The following is a 17,819-nucleotide window of genomic DNA, read 5'->3' on the forward strand; positions in this document are numbered from 1 at the left end:
CGGTAAAGGGGCCGGGGACCGTCGCTCGAGACGGCCCCCGGGGACGACACCCCGGGACAACTCACTCCGGAATATCCGCCTCCAGCTGCTTCTTGCGCCCCTTGCGCATGACATTCAGCACCAGCCGCTCCCCCGGCTCGTAGGAACGCAGGATCCGCACCACGTGCCTGGCGTCCGCCGGCTTGCGCCCGGCGATGTCGAGGATCACGTCCCCGTCCTCCAGGCCCAGCGTGTCGTCGCTCGGCGCGCGCACCACCAGCACGCCTTCGTCCGTCTTGAAGTACTCGCCCAGCGCCGGCGTCAGCTCGACCAGCTCCATGTCGCCCCAGCGGTCGGCGATGAAGCGGCCGACGAAGGCCTGGGCGCCCGGCGGCAGCGAGCGCTGCAGCTCCTCGATATCAAAATCGAACTCGAAAGCCTCGGAACGCGGGCGCGCCTCCACGTCCGCAGTCAGCACCTCGCCGTCGCGGCGGTGCTCGATTTCGAACCGGGTACCGGGTTCGATCGCCGCCAGCTTCTCGAGGAGCTTTGCCTGCGGGTCGGTGTCGTCCGCCCAGTCGAGCTGCACCCCGTCGATCGACAGCAGCACGTCGCCACTGCGAATGCCGGCCGCATCGGCCGCCGAGTCCGGCGTCACGCCCTGGACGCGCACACCGCCCTCTCCGGGTCCGCCCACGGGCCCGATGTTGACGCCGAGCAGGATGCGGCGCGGGCTGCGCGCCTCGTCCATGTGCTGGCGGATCACGACACGCGCGTCACCCACCACGCCGGCGCTGAGCTCGGCGATTTCCCGTGCCGCCTCCTCGAGGCGGGCGCGCGCAGCTTCCAGGCGCTCCTCGGCCTCCGCGCGTTGCGCCTCGGCCTGGGCGCGCTCGGCTTCCGCCGCCGCCGGCGGGTCTTCCTGCGCCACCGCGGCGCCGCCGACCAGCAGCAGCATGGCCGCGGCGGTTACAAGAGTCTTCTTGAAGTGCTGTCTCATGTCCTTTTCCCCTCTGTTGAATCCTGGCGCAGGCGCCTCAGTAGCCTTCCTGCAGTTCGGCATAGCGGACCTGCATCAGCGTGGTCATCAGCTGCACGCGCTGGTCCCACAACCGGTGTTCGCTCTCCGCGTCCAGCCGCGGATCGCCGAGCATCAGGTCGACGTCCTGGATGCGGTCATGCAACTCGTCGATGGTCAGGGCCGTGCTGGTGCGGGTGACCCGCGGCGCGGCCGGCAGGGCGCGCAGCGCGGCCTCCAGTTGCTGCGAGGTGGCCACCAGTTCCGCCCGGCTGGCGCCCGGCGTCGAACTCGCCGGCGCCGGTGTGGAGGCCACCATGTCGGTGGTGGTCCCGGGCGCCGGCCGGTCTGCCTCGCGCCCGCCCATGCTCAGGATCAGCGCGATGCCGAGCACGAAGCCGGCCGCGAGACCGCCGAGCATGGGCCAGGACGCGGGCCCGCGGCGGCGTACCGCGGGCAGCCCGTCCACGGCGATGGCGCCCCACAGGTCCCGCGGCGGTTCCAGCGGCGGCAGGGCGCGCAACTCGGCACGCACACGGGCGGATGCGGCCAGCGCCTGCTGGCAGCGGGGGCAGGCAGCGACGTGGGCGCTGGTCGAGGCGTCCACGGCGTCGCCGTCGCGCAGGCTCAGCAGTTGTTCGGTCGTGGCATGCATGTGCTCACCTCTTGTTCATCCGTGCCCAGGCTGGCGCGCAACTGCTCGTGCGCGCGCGACAGCCGGGACTTCGAGAAACTGACGCTCTTGCCCATCATCCGGGCGATCTCCTCGTGGCTGTAACCCTCGACGTCGAACAGCCACACCACGGCGCGGGCCGTCGGCGGCAGGGCCTGCAGCGCGTGTTCCAGGCGTTGCCGGTCTGCCAGCTGGACTGAGAAGTCCCTTTCCCCTGCGCCCCAGTGCGCCTCCTCCATCTCGTCGTCGGCGCCATCCAGCGCACGGGATTTGCGATGCCAGGCGCTGCGCAGCAGGGCCAGGCACTTGTTGGTCGCGATCCGCTTCACCCAGCCGCCGAACGCCGCGTCTTCGCGGAACTCCCGCAGGTGGCGCATGATCTCGATGCTGGTTTCCTGCAGCACCTCCTCCGCCAGGGCAACGTCGCCCAGGATCCGGGTAGCGAGCGTGTAGACCGGCGCCCCGTAGCTGCGATACAGCACCTCGTGGGCCTTCATGTCGCCACGCCGCGCTCGCGCCAGAATGCCCGGGTCCGGATTACAGTCGGCAAATCCCGCCACGAGTCGTCCTCTCCTTTTCCCCTTGCCCTTCAGATGCGCCAGCCACGTCGAAGGTCGCAATGTCGCAGCCCGCCCCGGCAATGGTAAGCTTCGCGCTCGCGGCCGCGCAGGCCGCGCCCCGCACCTGCCCGGGTGGCGGAACTGGTAGACGCAGCGGACTCAAAATCCGCCGATGGTGACATCGTGCGAGTTCGACTCTCGCCCCGGGCACCACCCTGCTGGCCGTTGTTTTCTGACCTCGCTCACCACTCCCCGTGGTGCGCTGCGCCATCTACTTATTTCCCGACATTCCCGCCGTCTGTAACCTTCCTATTGCGAATCGTTCGCATTTCGGTTTACTCGTATTCGGAAGGAGCACAACGATGACCAGCGGGGCCATCCATTCTCCAGGCGAGTTCCCGTTGCATCCGGGCCGCAGCGCCCGGTCCCGGGTGACCGCCGCGACCGGAGCCGCGATCCTGCTGCTGGCGAGCGCCGTCGGCCAGGCGGAGGACACGCCAGGCGATTCCCTCGCCAGCCGCGCCAACCTGACCGGCGACTGGGGCGGGCTGCGCACGGAATGGGCGCTCAACGGCGTCGAGATCGGGATCAACCACACGGGCGACGTGTTTGCGGTGATCGACGGCGGCGCCGAAGAATCGACCTACTTCTCCGGACTGGTCGACGTCGGCATCGAGTTCGACCTCGAGGCCATGCTGGGCTGGCCGGCCACGCGCGCCTTCGTACTGGGCATCGGCACTTTCGGCCGGGATCCCGGTGACGGCGCCGGCTCCGTGCACGCACCCAGCAATCTCGCCAACATCCCCACCGGCAAGGTCCTGGAAGCCTGGCTGGAGCGCGAGTTCATGGCCGGCCAGCTCGCCGTGCTGGCCGGCCTGTACGGCGTTGACAGCGAGTTCGACGTCAAGGAGACCGCCGGGGTCTTCATGAACGGCGGTTTCGGCACCGGCCTGGACCTGTCCGAAACCGGCCTCAACGGGCCCTGCGTCTACCCCACCACCTGCCTGGGCGTCCGCGCCCGCTACCATCCGGACGACACGCGCTACGTCCAGCTGGCCGTGCTCGACGGCGTGGCCGGTGATCCCGAGCAGCCGCACGGCACGCAGATCAGTCTCAATAGCGACGACGGCCTGCTCGTCCTCGGCGAAGCCGGGTTCCAGCGCGGCGCCGGCGCAGGCCGGTTCCTGCGCGCCGCCGTGGGCGCCTGGGCGTACACCACCGACTTCGAGGAACTGTTGCCGCCGACGCCCGGCGCTGCGCCTGGCGAGCAGGGCGGGACGCACGGCATCTACGCGCTGTTAGAAGGCGACCTCTACCGCGAACCGGGCCAGTATCTCGAGGGCCTGAGCGGCTTCCTCCGCGTCGGCGTCGCCGACGAGGCCGTCAACCCGATCGGCAGTTACGCGGGGGCGGGCCTGGTCTACACCGGACTGTTCCCGACTCGCTCCGAGGACGTGCTGGGGCTGGGTGTTTCCGCCGCCTTCAACGGCGACGACTTCAAAGACGCCCAGGCCCAGGCCGGCGCCCCGGTCGAAGACGCCGAAGTCGTGGTCGAACTGACCTACTGGATGCCGCTGCTGCCTTGGTTCAGCCTGCAGCTCGATGCACAGTACATCAGCAATCCTGCCACCGACCCGGCGCTGGACGATGCCCTGCTTGTCGGCCTGCGTTACCAGGTCAGTTTCTGAGGTGCCCGCCATGACATTCCCCATCGCCTCCACTGCATGCAAGTTCGCCGCCCTGCCGGCGCTAGCGCTGCTTCTCGCCGGTTGCCCGGCTGCTTCCGGGCCCACCGGCGACCCGGGGCCGCAGCATGCAGAGCTCCAGTGTCCGCAACCGCGCGACACCCAGCGCGCTCCGGACACCTACCAGGCCTTGACCAACCCGCTCGCCCCCAGCGCCGAGAACCTGGCGCAGGGACGGGCCCTGTACCAGGCCGATCGTCCGGGCGGCTCCTGCGCCAGCTGCCACGGCAGCGCCGGCGACGGGCGCGGCCCGGCCGGCGCGGGCCTGGTGCCGCCGCCGCGCGACTTCACCTGCGCGCCGACCATGGCGCCGCTCAGCGACGGCCAGCTCTTCTGGATCACCAAGTACGGCTCGGGCGCCTTCCACGTCGCTGCCGGCCAGGGCAGCCAGCAGGTGTCTCGCCCGGGGCGGCGCGAGAACCCGACGGCCATGGCGCCATACGACGAGCAACTGAGCGACGCCGAGATCTGGCAGCTGGTGCTGTACATGCGCAGCTTCCTCGACGCCCCTGCCGCGCAGGCGCCGTGAGCTTCGCCCCGGCCGCGGCGGCGGCAAGGAGAACTGAGATGACCACCCTGAATGAACTGCTGGTCGGCGAGAGCGGCCGGATCGTCGGCTTCGACGGCGCCTCCCCGTCTTACCGGCGCAAGCTGCTGTCGCTCGGCCTGACCCCGGGCGCCGTAGTGCACGTGGCGCGCGTGGCGCCGCTCGGCGACCCGATGGAAGTCCGCGTGCGCGGCTTCTCCATGTCGCTGCGCAAGACGGAAGCGGCTGCATTGCTCGTGGAGAAAACGTGATGAAAACGAACTTCACCCTCGGCCTGGTCGGGAACCCCAACTGCGGCAAGACCACGCTGTTCAACGCCCTGACCGGCGCCCGGCAGAAGGTCGGCAACTGGCCGGGCGTCACCGTGGAACGCAAGACCGGCGAGTTCGCCGTCGACGGCCAGCTGTTCACCGTCGTGGACCTGCCGGGCACGTACTCCCTCGACGTGGTGGACCACGAGATCTCGCTCGATGAGCAGGTCGCGCGCGACTTCGTGCAGGGCGAAGAAGTCGACCTGATGATCAACGTGGTCGACGCCTCCAACCTCGAGCGCAACCTGTATCTCAGCGCCCAGCTGGCCGAGATCGGCGTGCCGTTGCTGGTGGTGCTCAACATGGTGGACGTGGCGGAGACCGCCGGGCTGGAAATCGACCCGGCGCGCCTGGCAGCACTGCTCGGTTGCCCGGTGGCCTGCGTCGTCTCGTCGACCGGCAAGGGCATCCCCGAGCTGAAGCAACTGATCCTGGAGCTGGCCGCGGCGCCGCCCCGCCCGGCCCTGGTGGTGCCCTATCCGGCCCCGGTCGAGAACGCCCTGGCGCGCCTCGACGCGCGGCTCGAAGATGACCTCACCGCGCCGCGCTGGCGTGCGATCCAGCTGCTCGAAGGCGACCCCAAGGCTCTCGGGCGCGCCGGGCCTGCACTGGCGGCGAAAGCGGCCGGGATCCGCGACGAGCTCGCGGACGACCTCGACATCATGATCGCGGACGGACGCTTTGGCTTTGCCAACCGGGCAGTGAGCGCGGCGGTGCAGGTGAGCGGGCGCAGCAGCGCGAACGTGACCGAGCGCCTCGACCGCGTGGTGTTGAACCGCGTGCTCGGCATTCCCATCTTCCTCGGGCTGATGTACCTGGTCTTCATGCTGACCATCAACATCGGCAGCGCCTTCATCGACTTTTTCGACCAGTTCGTCGGCACCATCGCCATCGATGGCCTCGCCGCCGTGCTGGGCGCGCTGGGATCGCCGGACTGGCTCACCGTGCTGCTGGCCGACGGCATCGGCGGCGGCCTCCAGGTCGTGGCGACCTTCATCCCGGTGATCGCTTTCCTGTACTTCTTCATCTCCATCCTCGAGGACTCGGGCTACATGGCCCGCGCGGCCTTCGTCATGGACCGCTTGATGGGCTGGATCGGACTGCCCGGCAAGAGCTTCGTGCCGCTGATCGTCGGCTTCGGCTGCAACGTGCCCTCCATCATGGCCACGCGCACTCTCGAGCAGCGCCGTGATCGCCTGCTCACCATCGCCATGGCGCCGTTCATGTCCTGCGGCGCCCGGCTGCCGGTGTACGTGCTGTTCGGCGCCGCGTTCTTCCCGCATGGCGCGCAGAACGTGGTGTTCGCGCTGTACCTGATCGGCATGATCGCGGCGGTGGCCACCGGCCTGGCGCTGAAGAACACGCTGCTGCAGGGCCAGTCCGCGCCCTACATCATGGAACTGCCCCGCTATCACATGCCGACGCTGCGCGGCCTGATGATCCATACCTGGGATCGCCTGAAGAGCTTCATCGTGCGCGCCGGCCGGGTGATCGTGCCCATGGTGCTGGTGCTGAACGTGCTCAACTCCATCGGCACGGACGGCAGCTTCGGCAACGAGGACAGCGACCGCTCGGTGCTGGCCGAGGTCGGGCGCACCATCACGCCGGCCTTCTCCCCCATGGGGCTCAGTGAAGACAACTGGCCCGCCGCGGTCGGCATCTTCACCGGCGTGCTCGCCAAGGAGGCGGTCGTGGGCACCCTGGATGCGGCCTACACGGCGCTGGGCGCCGCGGACATGGGCGCAGTGACCGCGAATGAAGAGGCTTTCGACCTGCTCGGCGGCCTGGCCGCGGCCTTCGCCACGATCCCGGCCAACCTGCTCGATGCAGTGGGCAGCTGGGCCGATCCCCTGGGACTCGACGTCGGCGATCTGAGCGATCTCGAGAGCGTCGCCGCGGAGCAGGAGGTGGCCAGCGCCACCTTCGGCGCCATGGCCCTGCGCTTCGACGGCACCGCGGGCGCCTTCGCCTACCTGTTGTTCATCCTGCTCTACTTCCCCTGCACCGCCGCCATTGCGGCCGTGTACCAGGAATCGGGGGCGCGCTGGGCCGGCTTCGTCGGGTTCTGGACCACGGGCATGGCCTACGGCCTCGCGACCATCTACTACCAGGCCGCGATTTTCTCTCGCGATCCCACCCAGTCCACGGCCTGGATCGCCGCGGTGATCGCCGCCATGGCCGCGACGGTGCTCGTGCTGCGACGCATGGGACGCCAGTCGCTCGGGGTCCCGGTGCGGGTCGGCGAGAGTCGCTGAGGGTATGCCGATGTTAATGTCTCGACTGCACGACTACCTGGCAAAACGTGGCCGCGCCAGCCTGCGGGAGATCGCGCTCGGGGTCGAGGCCGACCCCGGCGCCCTGCGCGGCATGCTCAGCCTGCTGGAACGCAAGGGATGCGTCCGCAGGCTGGCGGCGGGGGGCAAGTGTGCCGCTTGCACGCGTTGTCCCCTGGGGAGCGCCGAAGTCTACGAATGGTGCGCCAGCACGACGAAGTGAGGCTCGCTGGCGGCGCTGCGGCGCGGAGGGCAGAATAGGCCCTCCCCCGCGATCAGGACCGCGATGAATTACTGCACCGAATGCGGCAGCCGCGTCGAGTTGCGCATCCCCGACGGCGACGGCCTCCCGCGCCATGTCTGCACCGCCTGCGGCAAGGTCCACTACGTGAACCCGCTCGTCGTGGTCGGCTGCGTGCCGGAGCACGGCGAGGAGGTGCTCCTGTGCAAGCGCGCCATCGAGCCGCGCTACGGCTACTGGACCATTCCGGCGGGGTTCATGGAAATCGGCGAGACCATCGCCCAGGGGGCGGCGCGCGAAACACTGGAGGAAGCGCTGGCGCGGGTCGAGATCCACGACCTGTTCGCCGTGGTCGACGTGGTGCACGCGCGCCAGGTCCACCTCATGTTCCGCGCCACCCTGCGCGACGGCGATTTCGGGGCCGGCGAGGAAAGCCTCGAAGTGAAGCTGTTCCGCCCGGAAGAGATCCCCTGGGACGACATCGCCTTCCTCTCGGTGCGCTTCGCGCTGGAGAAATTCCTCGAGGACCGCGCGGCCGGCGTGCGCCGCCTGCACACCACGGTCATCGACCGCAACCGCAGCGCTTGAGTCTGCGCGCACGCCCTGTGGCACAATAATGCGCTGATCGCGCCTGACCCGGCGCCGGCCACCAGATACCCGGAGACAAGCTCGCCATGACCTTCGTCGTCACCGAGAACTGCATCAAGTGCAAGTACATGGACTGTGTCGAGGTCTGCCCCGTGGACTGCTTCCATGAAGGGCCCAACTTCCTCGTCATCGACCCCGAGGAGTGCATCGACTGCACGCTGTGCGAGCCCGAGTGCCCGGCCGAGGCGATCTTCTCCGAAGAGGACCTGCCTGCCGGACAGGGTCACTTCCTCGAGTTGAACAAGGAACTCTCGGCGCAGTGGCCGGTGATCACGGAAAAGGGCGACCCGCCCGCCGACGCCGAGGAGTGGGACGGCAAGCCCGACAAGCTCCAGCACCTGGAGCGCTAGTCAACCGGCGACTTACTGCGCGAGTTACTCCGCGTCGAGCCAGGCCGCCAGGCGGTCGGCCGGCACGTAGCCGCGCGCCACGCCCTTGTCGGTCAGGATGGCCGGCGTGCCGCTGATCCCCAGTTCGCGGCCGAGATCGTAATGCGCCTGCACCGGCGTGTCGTCGCACGGCTTCGCGTTCACGGGCTGGCCGAGCTTGGCGCGCGTCATGGCGTCGTTGCGGTCCGGCGAGCACCACACGGCCTGCGCCTTGGTCCAGCCCGGCGATCCTTCTCCGCCGAGCGGGTAGAACATGTAGCGGATCTTGATGCCCTGCGCGTGGTAGGCCTCGAGCTCGCGATGCAGGCGCCGGCAATAGGTGCAGTCGACATCGGTCAGCACAGTCACGGTGTGGCGCACCTCGCCCTTGGGCGCGAAGACCACCATGGTCGACTCGTCCAGCCGGTCGCTCACCTTGGCGAGCTGCTGTTCGGTCCAGGCGTTACGCCGGTCCTCGGTGAGATTGCGGTCCGCCATCATGTCGATGATGTCCCCGCGCACCATGTAGCGCCCGTCCTCGCTCAGGTAGATCACCTGCCCGGCAACGGCGACTTCCCACAGGCCCGGCACGGGCGTGGCGCTGATGTTCTCGGCTTCCACGCCGGGAAACATGCTGGCCAGCCGCTCCTCGACGGTGGCGTCTTGCGCAGTGGCGGCCGAGGGGAGCAGGGCGGCGAGCGAGAGAGCGGCGATCAGGGACGGCATGGGGGCTCCGGTGCTTGGCATGGCGGTGGGACTTTCAGACCGGCCGCAGCCGGCAAAGTTTCGGCGCCGGCGGCCGGCGCGCGCATATTCTAGCCGCAGGCGGCCGGAATGTGGTCGCTCCCGGCGGGACGCTCAGCCGCGCGGGTGGTGGCGCGCATGCAGGTCGCGCAGGCGCTCGCGCGCCACGTGCGTATAGATCTGGGTGGTCGACAGGTCGCTGTGGCCGAGCAGCATCTGCACCACGCGCAGGTCGGCGCCGTGGTTCAGCAGGTGCGTAGCAAAGGCGTGGCGCAACACGTGCGGCGACAGGGCCCGCGCGATGCCGGCGCGCTGGGAATAACGCTTGATGATGTGCCAGAAGGCCTGCCGCGTCATGCGGTCGCCGCGTCGCGTGGGGAACAGGTAATCCGTCTGCTTCTCCGCCAGGATCTCGGCGCGCGGCCCGGCGATGAACTGCTGCAGCCACTCGATCGATTCCTCGCCCAGCGGGATCAGCCGCTCGCGCCCGCCCTTCCCGGTGATGCGCACCACGCCCTGGTTCAAGTTGACCTGCGCCAGGGTCAGGTTCACCAGTTCCGTCACGCGCAGGCCGGTGGCGTACAGCACCTCCAGCATGGTGCGATCGCGGTGTCCCAGCGGGTCGGCGGTGTCCGGCGCGTCCAACAGCGCCTCGACCTCGTCCTCGGTGAGCGACTTCGGCAGCGGCCGGCCGATTTTCGGCATGGAGATGTCGGCCGTCGGGTCCTTGCCGCTGCCCTGCTCCCGCACCTGCCAGCGGAAGTAGCGACGAAAGCTGGAGAGCTGGCGGGCGGAGGAACGTGGCCGGGCGCCGCCCTCGACCCGCTCAGCGATGAAGCCGAGAATGTGCTCCCGGTCCGCCGCGGGCAGCTCGCAGCCGCGCGCCGCCAGCCAGCGGGCCAGGGCCACCAGGTCGGTGCGATACGCCGTCAGGGTGTTCCGCGACAGGCCCCGCTCCATCCAGGCGGCGTCGAGGAAGCGGTCGATGGCCCGCTCGGAGGCCTCGAGGAGTCGCTGCCCCGCCTGCCCGTCTGTCCGCCCAGCGCTGTTCTGACCTGAAGATGCCATGCCGTCCACTGCTCAATCCTGAAACCGGAGCCTGCAAGGAAAAAATGCAGGCTCGATTCTCGACCGCGCGCCGCAACGGGGATGCGACTGCAGTCACAGAATCCGAGACGGTTAACATAATGTGAGCCGGTTCACATAACGAGCCGGGACGCATGCCGGCGCCCGGGCGCGCAGGGGACAATAGCGGGAACGGCAGGTTGCGCTAGTTGCGGGCGCGCAGCTCGGCCAGCTGGATGCGGTCCTCGACGAAGCGCTGCCACTCGCGCGCCTGGCGGCGCGTGTCGGCGTCGAACTCCTGCGCGCGCTGGAAGGCGTTGCGGGACTCGCGCAGCTGGCCCAGTTCCATCGCCGCGATGCCGATCATGAGCCAGGCGCCGCCGGGGTTCTTGACGTTGCCGAGCTCCAGGGCAGCACGCGCGGCATCCACGGTCTCCTGCCACTCGTTCTGCTCCATCATCAGGCGTGCCTTCTGCATCAGCAGGTCGCCCTCGCCGGTCATGGGCGCGAGCCGGTCGATGACTTCGCCCGCGCGCTGGTATTCGCGCGCGGACGTCCAGGCGCTGAGCAGCAGGCGCAGGTTGGCCTCGTTGGCCTCGATCTGGCCGGACTCCATGCCCTTCGCCAGGATCTGCGCGCCCTGGAAGGGCAGCTCGTTGTACATGCTCATCCGCGCCACCGTCAGCAGCTTCGGCTGCTCGGTGACCAGGCCGCCGTTGTAGGCCGCCATCAGCGCGGCCAAGGCGTCCATGTCCTGGTTCAATTCCTGGTGCGCGCCGGACAACATCTCCCAGTACTTCAGCTTGTCGGGCCAGCGCGCCACCATGGTCTTCAGGATCCCGACCGCGGCACGGTAGTCCTTGAGCTCGAAGTGAATGGCCAGCGCCAGCTGGTACCAGCTCTCCTGCGCCTCCGCGCCAGCCTGCTGGAGGGCCCCCGTGATCCAGGGCAGGGCCTCGCGGTAGCGCTCCATCTGGGCGTAGTTCTGGGCCATCATGATGCGGTCCTGCGGCGTCGGCTCCGGCTGGAACTTCAGGTACTCTTTCATCATGTCGATGGAGCGTTGCCACTCCTCGCGCGAGGCGTAGAGCTGCGCCAGCGACTTCATCATGTCGAAGTGCCCCTTGTTCGACAGCGCGTCCAGCTCGACGGTGCGCTCGAAGCGCTTGATGGCCTCGTCCACGCGATCTAAGGCGATGAGCACGAAGCCGTAGATCTGCTCGCCCATGGCGCGCTCGTAATCGTTCAGCGGGCCCTCGAGGTATTCCTGTACGGCCTTCAGCGCCTCCTGGTACCTGTTTTCCGAATACAGCAGCGTGAGCGCTTCATAGCGCCGGTAGGCGCGCTCCCCCATGAGGATGTTCGGCTCCTCGCGCACGACCTCGGGCTGCGGCTCCTGCTGGGCAGAGGCTCCGACCGGGGCGAGCACCATCGCGAGCACGGCGGCCAGCGGCAGCATCAAGTGGCGCATAGTGACCAGGCGAGGAATCTTCATCGGTAATCAGTCCTGGTTCAGGTTGAACTCGATAGTCTGCTCGGCCTCGCGGGATACGGCCTGGCCGTCGACGATGCGCGGCTTGAATTTCCAGCGCAGGACAGCGCGGACCGCCTCGCGGTTGAAAATCCGTGGCGGGTTGGCGTCGATGACGCGGGCTTCGCCCACAGAACCGTCCGGCAGGATCGTCAGCATGACCTTCACGTAGCCCTCGATTCCCTTCATGGCGGCGTCGCGCGGATAACTCGGCTCGATGCGCACGATCGGAATGATGTCGCCGTCACCCATGTTGTCGCCCGCCTGCCAGCCGGCCGCCACCACGGGCCCGCCGGTGAAGCCGACGGAAATATCCGGCGTCTCGATGTCCAGCACCTGCCTCACCTGCTGCTGCGGCGCCTGGGTCTGCAGCTGCGGCGGCGGCGGCGGCTTGTCGGGCGGCGGCGGCTTCTTCGGCACCTGGCGCTCGCGCGTCTGCACGATCTCGTCGGCGCGCACCCGGACGAAGTCCACCACCCTCCCGGTGTCTTCCGGGCGCTCGAAGCCGTCGCGCCCGCCGATCAGGGCGTGCATGAGCAGGAACAGCAGCAGCGCCATGAAAACGCCTGAGACGATGGCGACCAGGAATCTCATCACTGCCCTCCCGACTGCGCTGCGACCGAGACGTTCAGGATGCCGCCGAGGCGGATCTGGTCCATGAGATCGATGAGGATGCCGGTCTCGGAGCGCTCGTCGGCAATGATCACCACGGTGCTCTCGGGACTCTCGTTGCGCGCCTGCTCGATGCGCTGGCGCACCGACTCGAGCTCCACCTGGCGCTTGTCCATCCAGATCTGGCCGGTGGCGGAAATGGCGATGAGGATGTTGCCGCGGTCCTGGCGTGAGGCCGTCAGGGCCTCCGGGCGCTGCGGGTCGATGCCAGTCTCGCGGATGAAGGAGGTCGTCACAATGAAGAAAATCAGCATGATGAAGACGATGTCCAACATCGGCGTGATGTTGATCTCCGTCTCTTCTTCCCGTGACGCATGCCTTCTTGCCATGTAAGTCTGGACCCTGCTTGGTGGCTAAAAGTTCGCCGCGCTCAGCGCGCCATGGCGGCGATCGATACCGACGCGGCGCCCGCCATGCGAGCCTGGTCGATGACCCTGACCATGAGGCCGGAGTCGGCGGTGCGGTCAGCGATCACCACCACCGGGGTGCTGGAACCCTTGGTCGCCAGCTCGCCCTCGACATTGGCGCGCACGGCGCGGATGTCGACGGGGCGGTTGTTCACCTGGATCTGGCCCGAGGACTCGATGCGGATGGCGATCACCTCGGAAATCTTCTTCTCCTCCTGCGGCTCGTTCGAGGGCCGGTTCAGCTCGAGACCGACCTCCTTCACGAACGAGGTGGTGACGATGAAGAAGATCAGCATGATGAACACGATGTCCAACATCGGCGTGATGTTGATCTCGGCCTCGTCCTCGGTTCTGGCGATGCGGCGTCTCATGCCTGTTCAGTCCTCAATGTCGCACCAGCAGGCCTTCCAGCCGCTCGGTAGCGATGCTTGCCTTCTTCTCCAGCCAGGCCGCGAAATACAGTCCCGACAGCGCCGCCACCAGGCCCGCCATGGTCGGGATGGTCGCCTTGGACACGCCGCCCGCCATCAGCCGGGCATTGCCGGTGCCGGCGAAGGCCATGACGTCGAACACCGCGATCATGCCGGTGACCGTGCCCAGGAGACCGAGCAGCGGCAGTACCGCCATCAGGGTCTTGATCAGCAGCAGGAAGCGCCGGCTGTCCAGGTTGACCTTCGAGATCAGGTAGCTGCGCACCTGGACCGCGGCCCAGGAGGTCGTGTCATGGCGGGCGTCCCACTCGGCACGGACGCTCTCCACCTGCTTGGGCAGGACGAAATAAAAGTACCAGATGCGCTCGATGATGAACGTCCACATCAGGATCGTGACGGCGAGGATGCCGAACAGGACATCCCCGCCCGCCTCGAAAAAGTCGCGGATCGATACGAACGCATCGACGAAGGGGTTCATCTGCCGCCTTCCGCCTGCTTGGCGATGATGCCGGCGCTCTGCTCCTCCAGCACTTCGATGAGGGCCTTCGAGCGGCTCGCCACGACGCTATGCAGCAGCACCAGCGGAATGGCGACCGTGAGGCCGAGCACCGTGGTCACCAGGGCCTGCGAGATGCCGCCGGCCATCAGCTTCGGGTCGCCGGTGCCGAACAGGGTGATCGCCTGGAAAGTCACGATCATGCCGGTCACGGTGCCGAGCAGTCCGAGCAGCGGCGCCACCGCGGCGATGACCTTGATAGCGCCCTGCCAGGTCTCGAGCTTCGGCACTTCCTTGAGGATGGCTTCGTCGAGCTTCAATTCCAGCGTCTCGGTGTCGACGTCGCGATTGTCGTCGTAGACCTTGAGGATCCGCCCGAGCGGGTTCTTCTCGTTGGGCTGGTCGGCCGACTTCAGCTGGCCGCGGATCCTGGCGCCGGCGGCGCCCAGGTAGAGCCAGCGCACGAGAGCGATCAGCAGGCCGACGATGCCGAGGGCGATGATGACGTAACCCACCAGGCCGCCCTGGTCGATACGCTCGGCCAGGCTGGGCTCCTGGATCAGCAGCGCCAGCAGCGAGCCGCGACCCGGGTCGACCGCCGTCGCCACCGTGGTGTTGGGGCTGGCATTGAACAGGTTCTCCGCCATGTTGCGGAAGCGCGCCTGGGGCTGGCGGGCCAGCTCCAGGATGGTCTGGGTCTCCGGCAGGTAGTTGAAGAAACGATCGCCGGAGATCAGGTTGAACACCCCGATGCGGACCAGTTCTTCCTCTTCCTGGGTGCCGTCCGGACGCGTCACCGTGGCGCTGAAGCGCGCCACGTTGCCGCTGCGGATCATCTCCTCGGTGAGCAGGGCGCGCAGGTCGTTGAGCTCCTCCATGGAGGGCACGCCGCGCACCTGGGCGAGGCGTTCGGCCACTTCCTCGCGGCCGTTGTCCTGCGCCGTGACCAGCGAACTGCGGATCAGGCCCACGGTGTCCCCGGAGACCTGGCGCACGACGCCGAACAGCTCGCCGAAATTGCCCAGTTGCAGGCGCAACGTCTCGTTGAGCTCCGCCAGCTGCAACTCGTTGGCGTTGAACTGCTCGGTGAGCTGGTTGCTGCGGGCCTCCGCCGCGGCCAGCTCCTGCTGGGCCTGCTGCAGCAGCGCCTGCTGCTCGTTGCGATTCTGGATGAAACGCTGCTCGCGGGCCTGGTTCTCGGCGCTCAGCGCGGAGCGCGACTGGCGCACCTGCTGCAGCAGCTCGTCGAGGGAATCCACCGCCAGGGCCTGCGGGGCCGCGAGCGCGGCCGACAGCGCGGCCGCAATGATGATGAGCTTTCTCATTGGACCTGCTCCGTCTCGGGCGCGGAAACGGGGAGGCGCAACAGGTTCGGCGCCGCCTGCTGGCGGGCGATCCTCAGTCCCTCCACGATGTCGTTGCGGAAATCGTTGGCGACTTCCCACTCGCGGGTGTTCTTGTTCCAGAAACCGGTCTCTTCGCGGTCCGGGGTCTGGTAGGCGAGCAGGATGCGGCCGACGCGCAGGAAGTCCACCTTGCGGTCGCCCAGCTGGCCGTCGTAGGCCTCGGTGGTGCGACCGAAGTCCGCCTCGATCTGGTAGGCGTTCATGATCTGGCGGTACTTCTCGGAGACCGTCACGTCGGACTGCTCCATGATGTCGCGCAGCAACTGGATCCGGTTCTGGCGCTCGGTGAGCTGGAACGGCATGTCAAGCTCGATGAAGCTCTCCAGGTCGTCGATCATCTCGTACATCAGCGGGATGATGTCCTGCTGGACTTCCTGGAAACTCTCCAGCTGCCGCTGGATGTTCTCTTTCTCGGCCTCCTGGTCATTGACCAGGGACTGGAGATTCTCGTTGTAAATGCGCACGCGGTCGAGGCGCTGGATGGTGACCCGGTACTCGCCGAGCAACTCCGTGGTCTGGTCCGCCAGCTGGGCGATCCGGGCCTGGGAGCGGGCAGAGTCCTGGACACTGGACTTCTGCTCCGAGAGCGCGGCGTTCAGGGTGCGTTCCTGCGCGACCCCGTGGCCGAGCGGCAGTACCGCCATCAGCGCCAGGGCGGCGTACGCACTGGGGCGCCATCTCCTGTTTTGATGCATGAGAACCTCTTCAATGTGACAGAGACAGGTATGGGGTGCGGCCGCGAGATGCCCCGCGGGGAGCGGGGAAAGCTAGCAGAATCATCCCATGATGAAAAGCGTGCGCGCCGCCCCCCGCGGCCCGCGCGCTACATGTTACGCCGATATTGCCCCCCGACGGCATATAGCGAGCGGCTGATCCGGCCCAGCGAGCAGCGCTTGACCGTCTCTATGAGCCCTGCGAAGACGTTGCCGCCGCTCGCAGCGGCCCGGGCCAGGGCCTCGAGGGCATGGTCGCCATCGGCGCCGGAGACCGCGTTGAAACCGCGCGTTGAGGCCACCTGGGCCTGCTTCTCCTCCTCCCCGGAGCGGATCAGCTGGCCCTCGTCGATGGAGGCCTCGTCCGGGCCGTCCGGGCCCAGGAACGTGTTGACGCCCACGATGGGCAGGCTGCCGTCGTGCTTCTTGTGCTCGTAGTACAGGCTCTCCTCCTGGATGCGGCCGCGCTGGTACATCGATTCCATGGCCCCCAGCACCCCGCCGCGCTCGGTGATGCGCTCGAACTCGGCGTACACCGCCTCCTCCACCTGGTCCGTGAGGTAGTCGATGAGGTAGGAGCCCTGCCAGGGGTTCTGGTTCCGGTTCAGGCCCAGTTCCCTGTTAATAATGAGCTGGATCGCCACTGCGCGTCGCACCGAGGCCTCGGTGGGCGTGGTCAGCGCCTCGTCGAAGGCGTTGGTATGCAGGCTGTTGCAGTTGTCGAACAGGGCGTACAGGGCCTGCAGGGTGGTGCGGATGTCGTTGAACTGCATTTCCTGGGCATGCAGGCTGCGGCCCGAGGTCTGGATGTGGTACTTGAGCATCTGGCTGCGGGCCCCGGCGCCGTACAGCCGCTTCATGGCCCGCGCCCAGATGCGGCGCGCCACGCGGCCGATGACGGCATACTCCGGATCCATGCCGTTCGAGAAGAAAAACGACAAGTTCGGTGCAAAATCGTCGATTTTCATGCCTCTTGCCAGGTAGTACTCGACGATCGTGAAGCCGTTGGCAAGGGTGAAGGCGAGCTGACTGATCGGGTTCGCGCCCGCCTCGGCGATGTGGTAGCCGCTGATGGAGACGGAGTAGAAGTTCCGCACCTTGTGGTCGATGAAGTACTGCTGCACGTCGCCCATCATCCGGAGGGCGAACTCGGTGGAGAAGATGCAGGTGTTCTGGGCCTGGTCCTCCTTGAGGATGTCCGCCTGCACCGTGCCGCGGACCCGTGCCAGGGTCTCCTCGCGGATGCGGGCATAGGTCTCCGCATCGACCACCTGGTCGCCTGAGACACCCAGCAGGCCCAGCCCGGAGCCGTCATGGCCCGGCGGCAACTCGCCGCGATACCCCGGGCGCTCACGGTCGCCGAGGATCTCCGCGATGCGCTTCTCGGCCGCCTCCCAGCCGCCGATGGCCCGCAGGTGTTTTTCCACCTGCTGGTCGATGGCCGTGTTCATGAACATGGCCAGGATCATCGGCGCCGGCCCGTTGATGGTCATGGACACCGAGGTGCTCGGGTCGCACAGGTCGAAACCCGAATAGAGCCGCTTCATGTCATCCAGCGTGGCGATGGACACGCCGGAATTGCCGATGCGGCCGTAGATGTCGGGCCGTTCGTCCGGGTCCTCGCCGTACAGCGTGACCGAGTCGAAGGCCGTGGACAGCCGGGTCGCCGCATGCCCCGAGGCGAGGTAATGGAAACGCCGGTTGGTGCGCTCGGGCATGCCCTCGCCCGCGAACATGCGGATCGGGTCCTCGGCCTCGCGCCGGTAGGGATACACGCCGCCGGTGTAGGGGTAGCCGCCGGGCAGGTTCTCCCGCAGCAGGAACCTGAGCTGCTGGCCCCAGTCCTCGTATTGCGGCGGCGCCAGCTTCGGCAGCATGAGGCGGCTGAGCGACTCGGTGTAGTTCTGGCCCTTGAGCTCGCGTTCGCGCACCCGGTAACTGTATTCCTCCGCCTCCACCGCGGCGCGGCGCGCCGGCCAGTCGCGCAGCAG

The 17,819-nt window shown here is 67.9% G+C and carries 20 protein-coding genes and 1 tRNA gene; 8 read left to right on the forward strand and 13 right to left on the reverse strand.

Annotation, left to right across the window (positions count from 1 at the left end):
• Nucleotides 1-61: 61 nt before the first annotated feature.
• Genes G8346_RS11775 through G8346_RS11785 form a run of 3 tightly spaced genes read right to left on the reverse strand, consistent with a single transcriptional unit; the run spans nt 62 to nt 2,167 of the window.
• Nucleotides 62-979, reverse strand: coding sequence for a PDZ domain-containing protein (locus tag G8346_RS11775; RefSeq protein WP_166051455.1), 918 nt, complete (start codon nt 977-979; stop codon nt 62-64).
• A 37-nt stretch (nt 980-1,016) separates the two neighbouring features.
• On the reverse strand, nt 1,017-1,652 hold the full coding sequence (locus tag G8346_RS11780; RefSeq protein ID WP_166051458.1) for a hypothetical protein: 636 nt from the start codon (nt 1,650-1,652) through the stop codon (nt 1,017-1,019).
• Entirely contained in the window at nt 1,625-2,167 is a 543-nt protein-coding gene (locus G8346_RS11785; protein WP_166051460.1) for an RNA polymerase sigma factor, read from the reverse strand. Before G8346_RS11785 ends, G8346_RS11780 begins: the two co-directional genes overlap by 28 nt.
• Nucleotides 2,168-2,356: 189 nt before the next feature.
• Between G8346_RS11785 and G8346_RS11790 the strand changes: the two genes are divergently transcribed.
• The 8 genes from G8346_RS11790 (at nt 2,357) to fdxA (ending at nt 8,345) form a co-directional block, all read left to right on the forward strand.
• Nucleotides 2,357-2,443 (forward strand) — tRNA-Leu (locus tag G8346_RS11790).
• 149 nt (nt 2,444-2,592) lie between these two features.
• Complete coding sequence (locus G8346_RS11795) at nt 2,593-3,918, forward strand: carbohydrate porin (RefSeq protein WP_166051462.1); 1,326 nt, start codon at nt 2,593-2,595, stop codon at nt 3,916-3,918.
• Nucleotides 3,919-3,928: 10 nt separating this feature from the next.
• Nucleotides 3,929-4,504, forward strand: a complete 576-nt coding sequence (locus tag G8346_RS11800) for a cytochrome c (protein WP_166051464.1) — start codon at nt 3,929-3,931, stop codon at nt 4,502-4,504.
• A gap of 38 nt (nt 4,505-4,542) precedes the next feature.
• The gene (locus G8346_RS11805) at nt 4,543-4,773 is read left to right on the forward strand and encodes a FeoA family protein (RefSeq protein ID WP_166051466.1); all 231 of its coding nucleotides are present in this window, start codon (nt 4,543-4,545) and stop codon (nt 4,771-4,773) included.
• Entirely contained in the window at nt 4,773-7,088 is a 2,316-nt protein-coding gene (gene feoB / locus G8346_RS11810; protein WP_166051468.1) for a Fe(2+) transporter permease subunit FeoB, read from the forward strand. The genes G8346_RS11805 and feoB overlap by 1 nt, the downstream gene beginning before the upstream one ends.
• A gap of 10 nt (nt 7,089-7,098) precedes the next feature.
• A complete protein-coding gene (locus tag G8346_RS11815) occupies nt 7,099-7,329 on the forward strand; it encodes a FeoC-like transcriptional regulator (protein ID WP_166051470.1) in 231 nt (76 codons plus the stop codon).
• Between the two features lie 63 nt (nt 7,330-7,392).
• Nucleotides 7,393-7,935, forward strand: a complete 543-nt coding sequence (locus tag G8346_RS11820; RefSeq protein WP_166051472.1) for an NUDIX hydrolase — start codon at nt 7,393-7,395, stop codon at nt 7,933-7,935.
• Nucleotides 7,936-8,021: 86 nt separating this feature from the next.
• On the forward strand, nt 8,022-8,345 hold the full coding sequence (gene fdxA / locus G8346_RS11825; protein ID WP_166051474.1) for a ferredoxin FdxA: 324 nt from the start codon (nt 8,022-8,024) through the stop codon (nt 8,343-8,345).
• Between the two features lie 24 nt (nt 8,346-8,369).
• Here fdxA and G8346_RS11830 read toward each other — a convergent pair whose 3' ends face one another.
• The 10 genes from G8346_RS11830 to G8346_RS11875 form a co-directional block, all read right to left on the reverse strand.
• Nucleotides 8,370-9,089 carry a DsbC family protein gene (locus tag G8346_RS11830; protein WP_166051476.1) on the reverse strand — a complete coding sequence of 240 codons (720 nt, stop codon included), beginning with the start codon at nt 9,087-9,089 and terminating at the stop codon, nt 8,370-8,372.
• 132 nt (nt 9,090-9,221) lie between these two features.
• Entirely contained in the window at nt 9,222-10,175 is a 954-nt protein-coding gene (gene xerD / locus G8346_RS11835) for a site-specific tyrosine recombinase XerD (protein ID WP_166051478.1), read from the reverse strand.
• Between the two features lie 202 nt (nt 10,176-10,377).
• Nucleotides 10,378-11,667 carry a hypothetical protein gene (locus tag G8346_RS11840; RefSeq protein WP_166051480.1) on the reverse strand — a complete coding sequence of 430 codons (1,290 nt, stop codon included), beginning with the start codon at nt 11,665-11,667 and terminating at the stop codon, nt 10,378-10,380.
• A gap of 6 nt (nt 11,668-11,673) precedes the next feature.
• Nucleotides 11,674-12,297 carry an energy transducer TonB gene (locus G8346_RS11845; protein ID WP_166051482.1) on the reverse strand — a complete coding sequence of 208 codons (624 nt, stop codon included), beginning with the start codon at nt 12,295-12,297 and terminating at the stop codon, nt 11,674-11,676.
• Nucleotides 12,297-12,704: a biopolymer transporter ExbD gene (locus G8346_RS11850; RefSeq protein ID WP_166051483.1), complete on the reverse strand. Its 408-nt coding sequence runs from the start codon at nt 12,702-12,704 to the stop codon at nt 12,297-12,299. The genes G8346_RS11845 and G8346_RS11850 overlap by 1 nt, the downstream gene beginning before the upstream one ends.
• Before the next feature lie 41 nt (nt 12,705-12,745).
• A complete protein-coding gene (locus G8346_RS11855) occupies nt 12,746-13,153 on the reverse strand; it encodes a biopolymer transporter ExbD (RefSeq protein WP_166051485.1) in 408 nt (135 codons plus the stop codon).
• A 13-nt stretch (nt 13,154-13,166) separates the two neighbouring features.
• Nucleotides 13,167-13,691 carry a MotA/TolQ/ExbB proton channel family protein gene (locus G8346_RS11860; RefSeq protein ID WP_166051487.1) on the reverse strand — a complete coding sequence of 175 codons (525 nt, stop codon included), beginning with the start codon at nt 13,689-13,691 and terminating at the stop codon, nt 13,167-13,169.
• Complete coding sequence (locus G8346_RS14875) at nt 13,688-15,034, reverse strand: MotA/TolQ/ExbB proton channel family protein (RefSeq protein WP_240901442.1); 1,347 nt, start codon at nt 15,032-15,034, stop codon at nt 13,688-13,690. The genes G8346_RS11860 and G8346_RS14875 overlap by 4 nt, the downstream gene beginning before the upstream one ends.
• Nucleotides 15,031-15,810: a DUF3450 domain-containing protein gene (locus tag G8346_RS11870; RefSeq protein ID WP_166051489.1), complete on the reverse strand. Its 780-nt coding sequence runs from the start codon at nt 15,808-15,810 to the stop codon at nt 15,031-15,033. The genes G8346_RS14875 and G8346_RS11870 overlap by 4 nt, the downstream gene beginning before the upstream one ends.
• Nucleotides 15,811-15,938: 128 nt before the next feature.
• Nucleotides 15,939-17,819 (reverse strand): methylmalonyl-CoA mutase family protein (locus tag G8346_RS11875; protein WP_240901443.1); only part of this gene is annotated, 1,881 nt, incomplete at its 5' end.

It is taken from the genome of Thioalkalivibrio sp. XN279, from assembly GCF_011089885.1.
GTDB lineage: Bacteria > Pseudomonadota > Gammaproteobacteria > Steroidobacterales > XN24 > XN24.

Bases quoted from the DNA above. Each gene is read 5' to 3' on its own strand.
- G8346_RS11775 (WP_166051455.1), bottom strand. From the start codon at position 979: ATGAGACAGCACTTCAAGAAGACTCTTGTAACCGCCGCGGCCATGCTG.
- G8346_RS11820 (WP_166051472.1), top strand. From the start codon at position 7,393: ATGAATTACTGCACCGAATGCGGCAGCCGCGTCGAGTTGCGCATCCCC.
- G8346_RS11830 (WP_166051476.1), bottom strand. From the start codon at position 9,089: ATGCCGTCCCTGATCGCCGCTCTCTCGCTCGCCGCCCTGCTCCCCTCG.
- G8346_RS11870 (WP_166051489.1), bottom strand. From the start codon at position 15,810: ATGCATCAAAACAGGAGATGGCGCCCCAGTGCGTACGCCGCCCTGGCG.
- G8346_RS11840 (WP_166051480.1), bottom strand. From the start codon at position 11,667: ATGAAGATTCCTCGCCTGGTCACTATGCGCCACTTGATGCTGCCGCTG.
- xerD (WP_166051478.1), bottom strand. From the start codon at position 10,175: ATGGCATCTTCAGGTCAGAACAGCGCTGGGCGGACAGACGGGCAGGCG.
- G8346_RS11860 (WP_166051487.1), bottom strand. From the start codon at position 13,691: ATGAACCCCTTCGTCGATGCGTTCGTATCGATCCGCGACTTTTTCGAG.
- G8346_RS11780 (WP_166051458.1), bottom strand. From the start codon at position 1,652: ATGCATGCCACGACCGAACAACTGCTGAGCCTGCGCGACGGCGACGCC.
- G8346_RS11855 (WP_166051485.1), bottom strand. From the start codon at position 13,153: ATGAGACGCCGCATCGCCAGAACCGAGGACGAGGCCGAGATCAACATC.
- G8346_RS14875 (WP_240901442.1), bottom strand. From the start codon at position 15,034: ATGAGAAAGCTCATCATCATTGCGGCCGCGCTGTCGGCCGCGCTCGCG.
- G8346_RS11850 (WP_166051483.1), bottom strand. From the start codon at position 12,704: ATGGCAAGAAGGCATGCGTCACGGGAAGAAGAGACGGAGATCAACATC.
- G8346_RS11845 (WP_166051482.1), bottom strand. From the start codon at position 12,297: ATGAGATTCCTGGTCGCCATCGTCTCAGGCGTTTTCATGGCGCTGCTG.
- fdxA (WP_166051474.1), top strand. From the start codon at position 8,022: ATGACCTTCGTCGTCACCGAGAACTGCATCAAGTGCAAGTACATGGAC.
- G8346_RS11805 (WP_166051466.1), top strand. From the start codon at position 4,543: ATGACCACCCTGAATGAACTGCTGGTCGGCGAGAGCGGCCGGATCGTC.
- feoB (WP_166051468.1), top strand. From the start codon at position 4,773: ATGAAAACGAACTTCACCCTCGGCCTGGTCGGGAACCCCAACTGCGGC.
- G8346_RS11795 (WP_166051462.1), top strand. From the start codon at position 2,593: ATGACCAGCGGGGCCATCCATTCTCCAGGCGAGTTCCCGTTGCATCCG.
- G8346_RS11785 (WP_166051460.1), bottom strand. From the start codon at position 2,167: ATGAAGGCCCACGAGGTGCTGTATCGCAGCTACGGGGCGCCGGTCTAC.
- G8346_RS11815 (WP_166051470.1), top strand. From the start codon at position 7,099: ATGTTAATGTCTCGACTGCACGACTACCTGGCAAAACGTGGCCGCGCC.
- G8346_RS11800 (WP_166051464.1), top strand. From the start codon at position 3,929: ATGACATTCCCCATCGCCTCCACTGCATGCAAGTTCGCCGCCCTGCCG.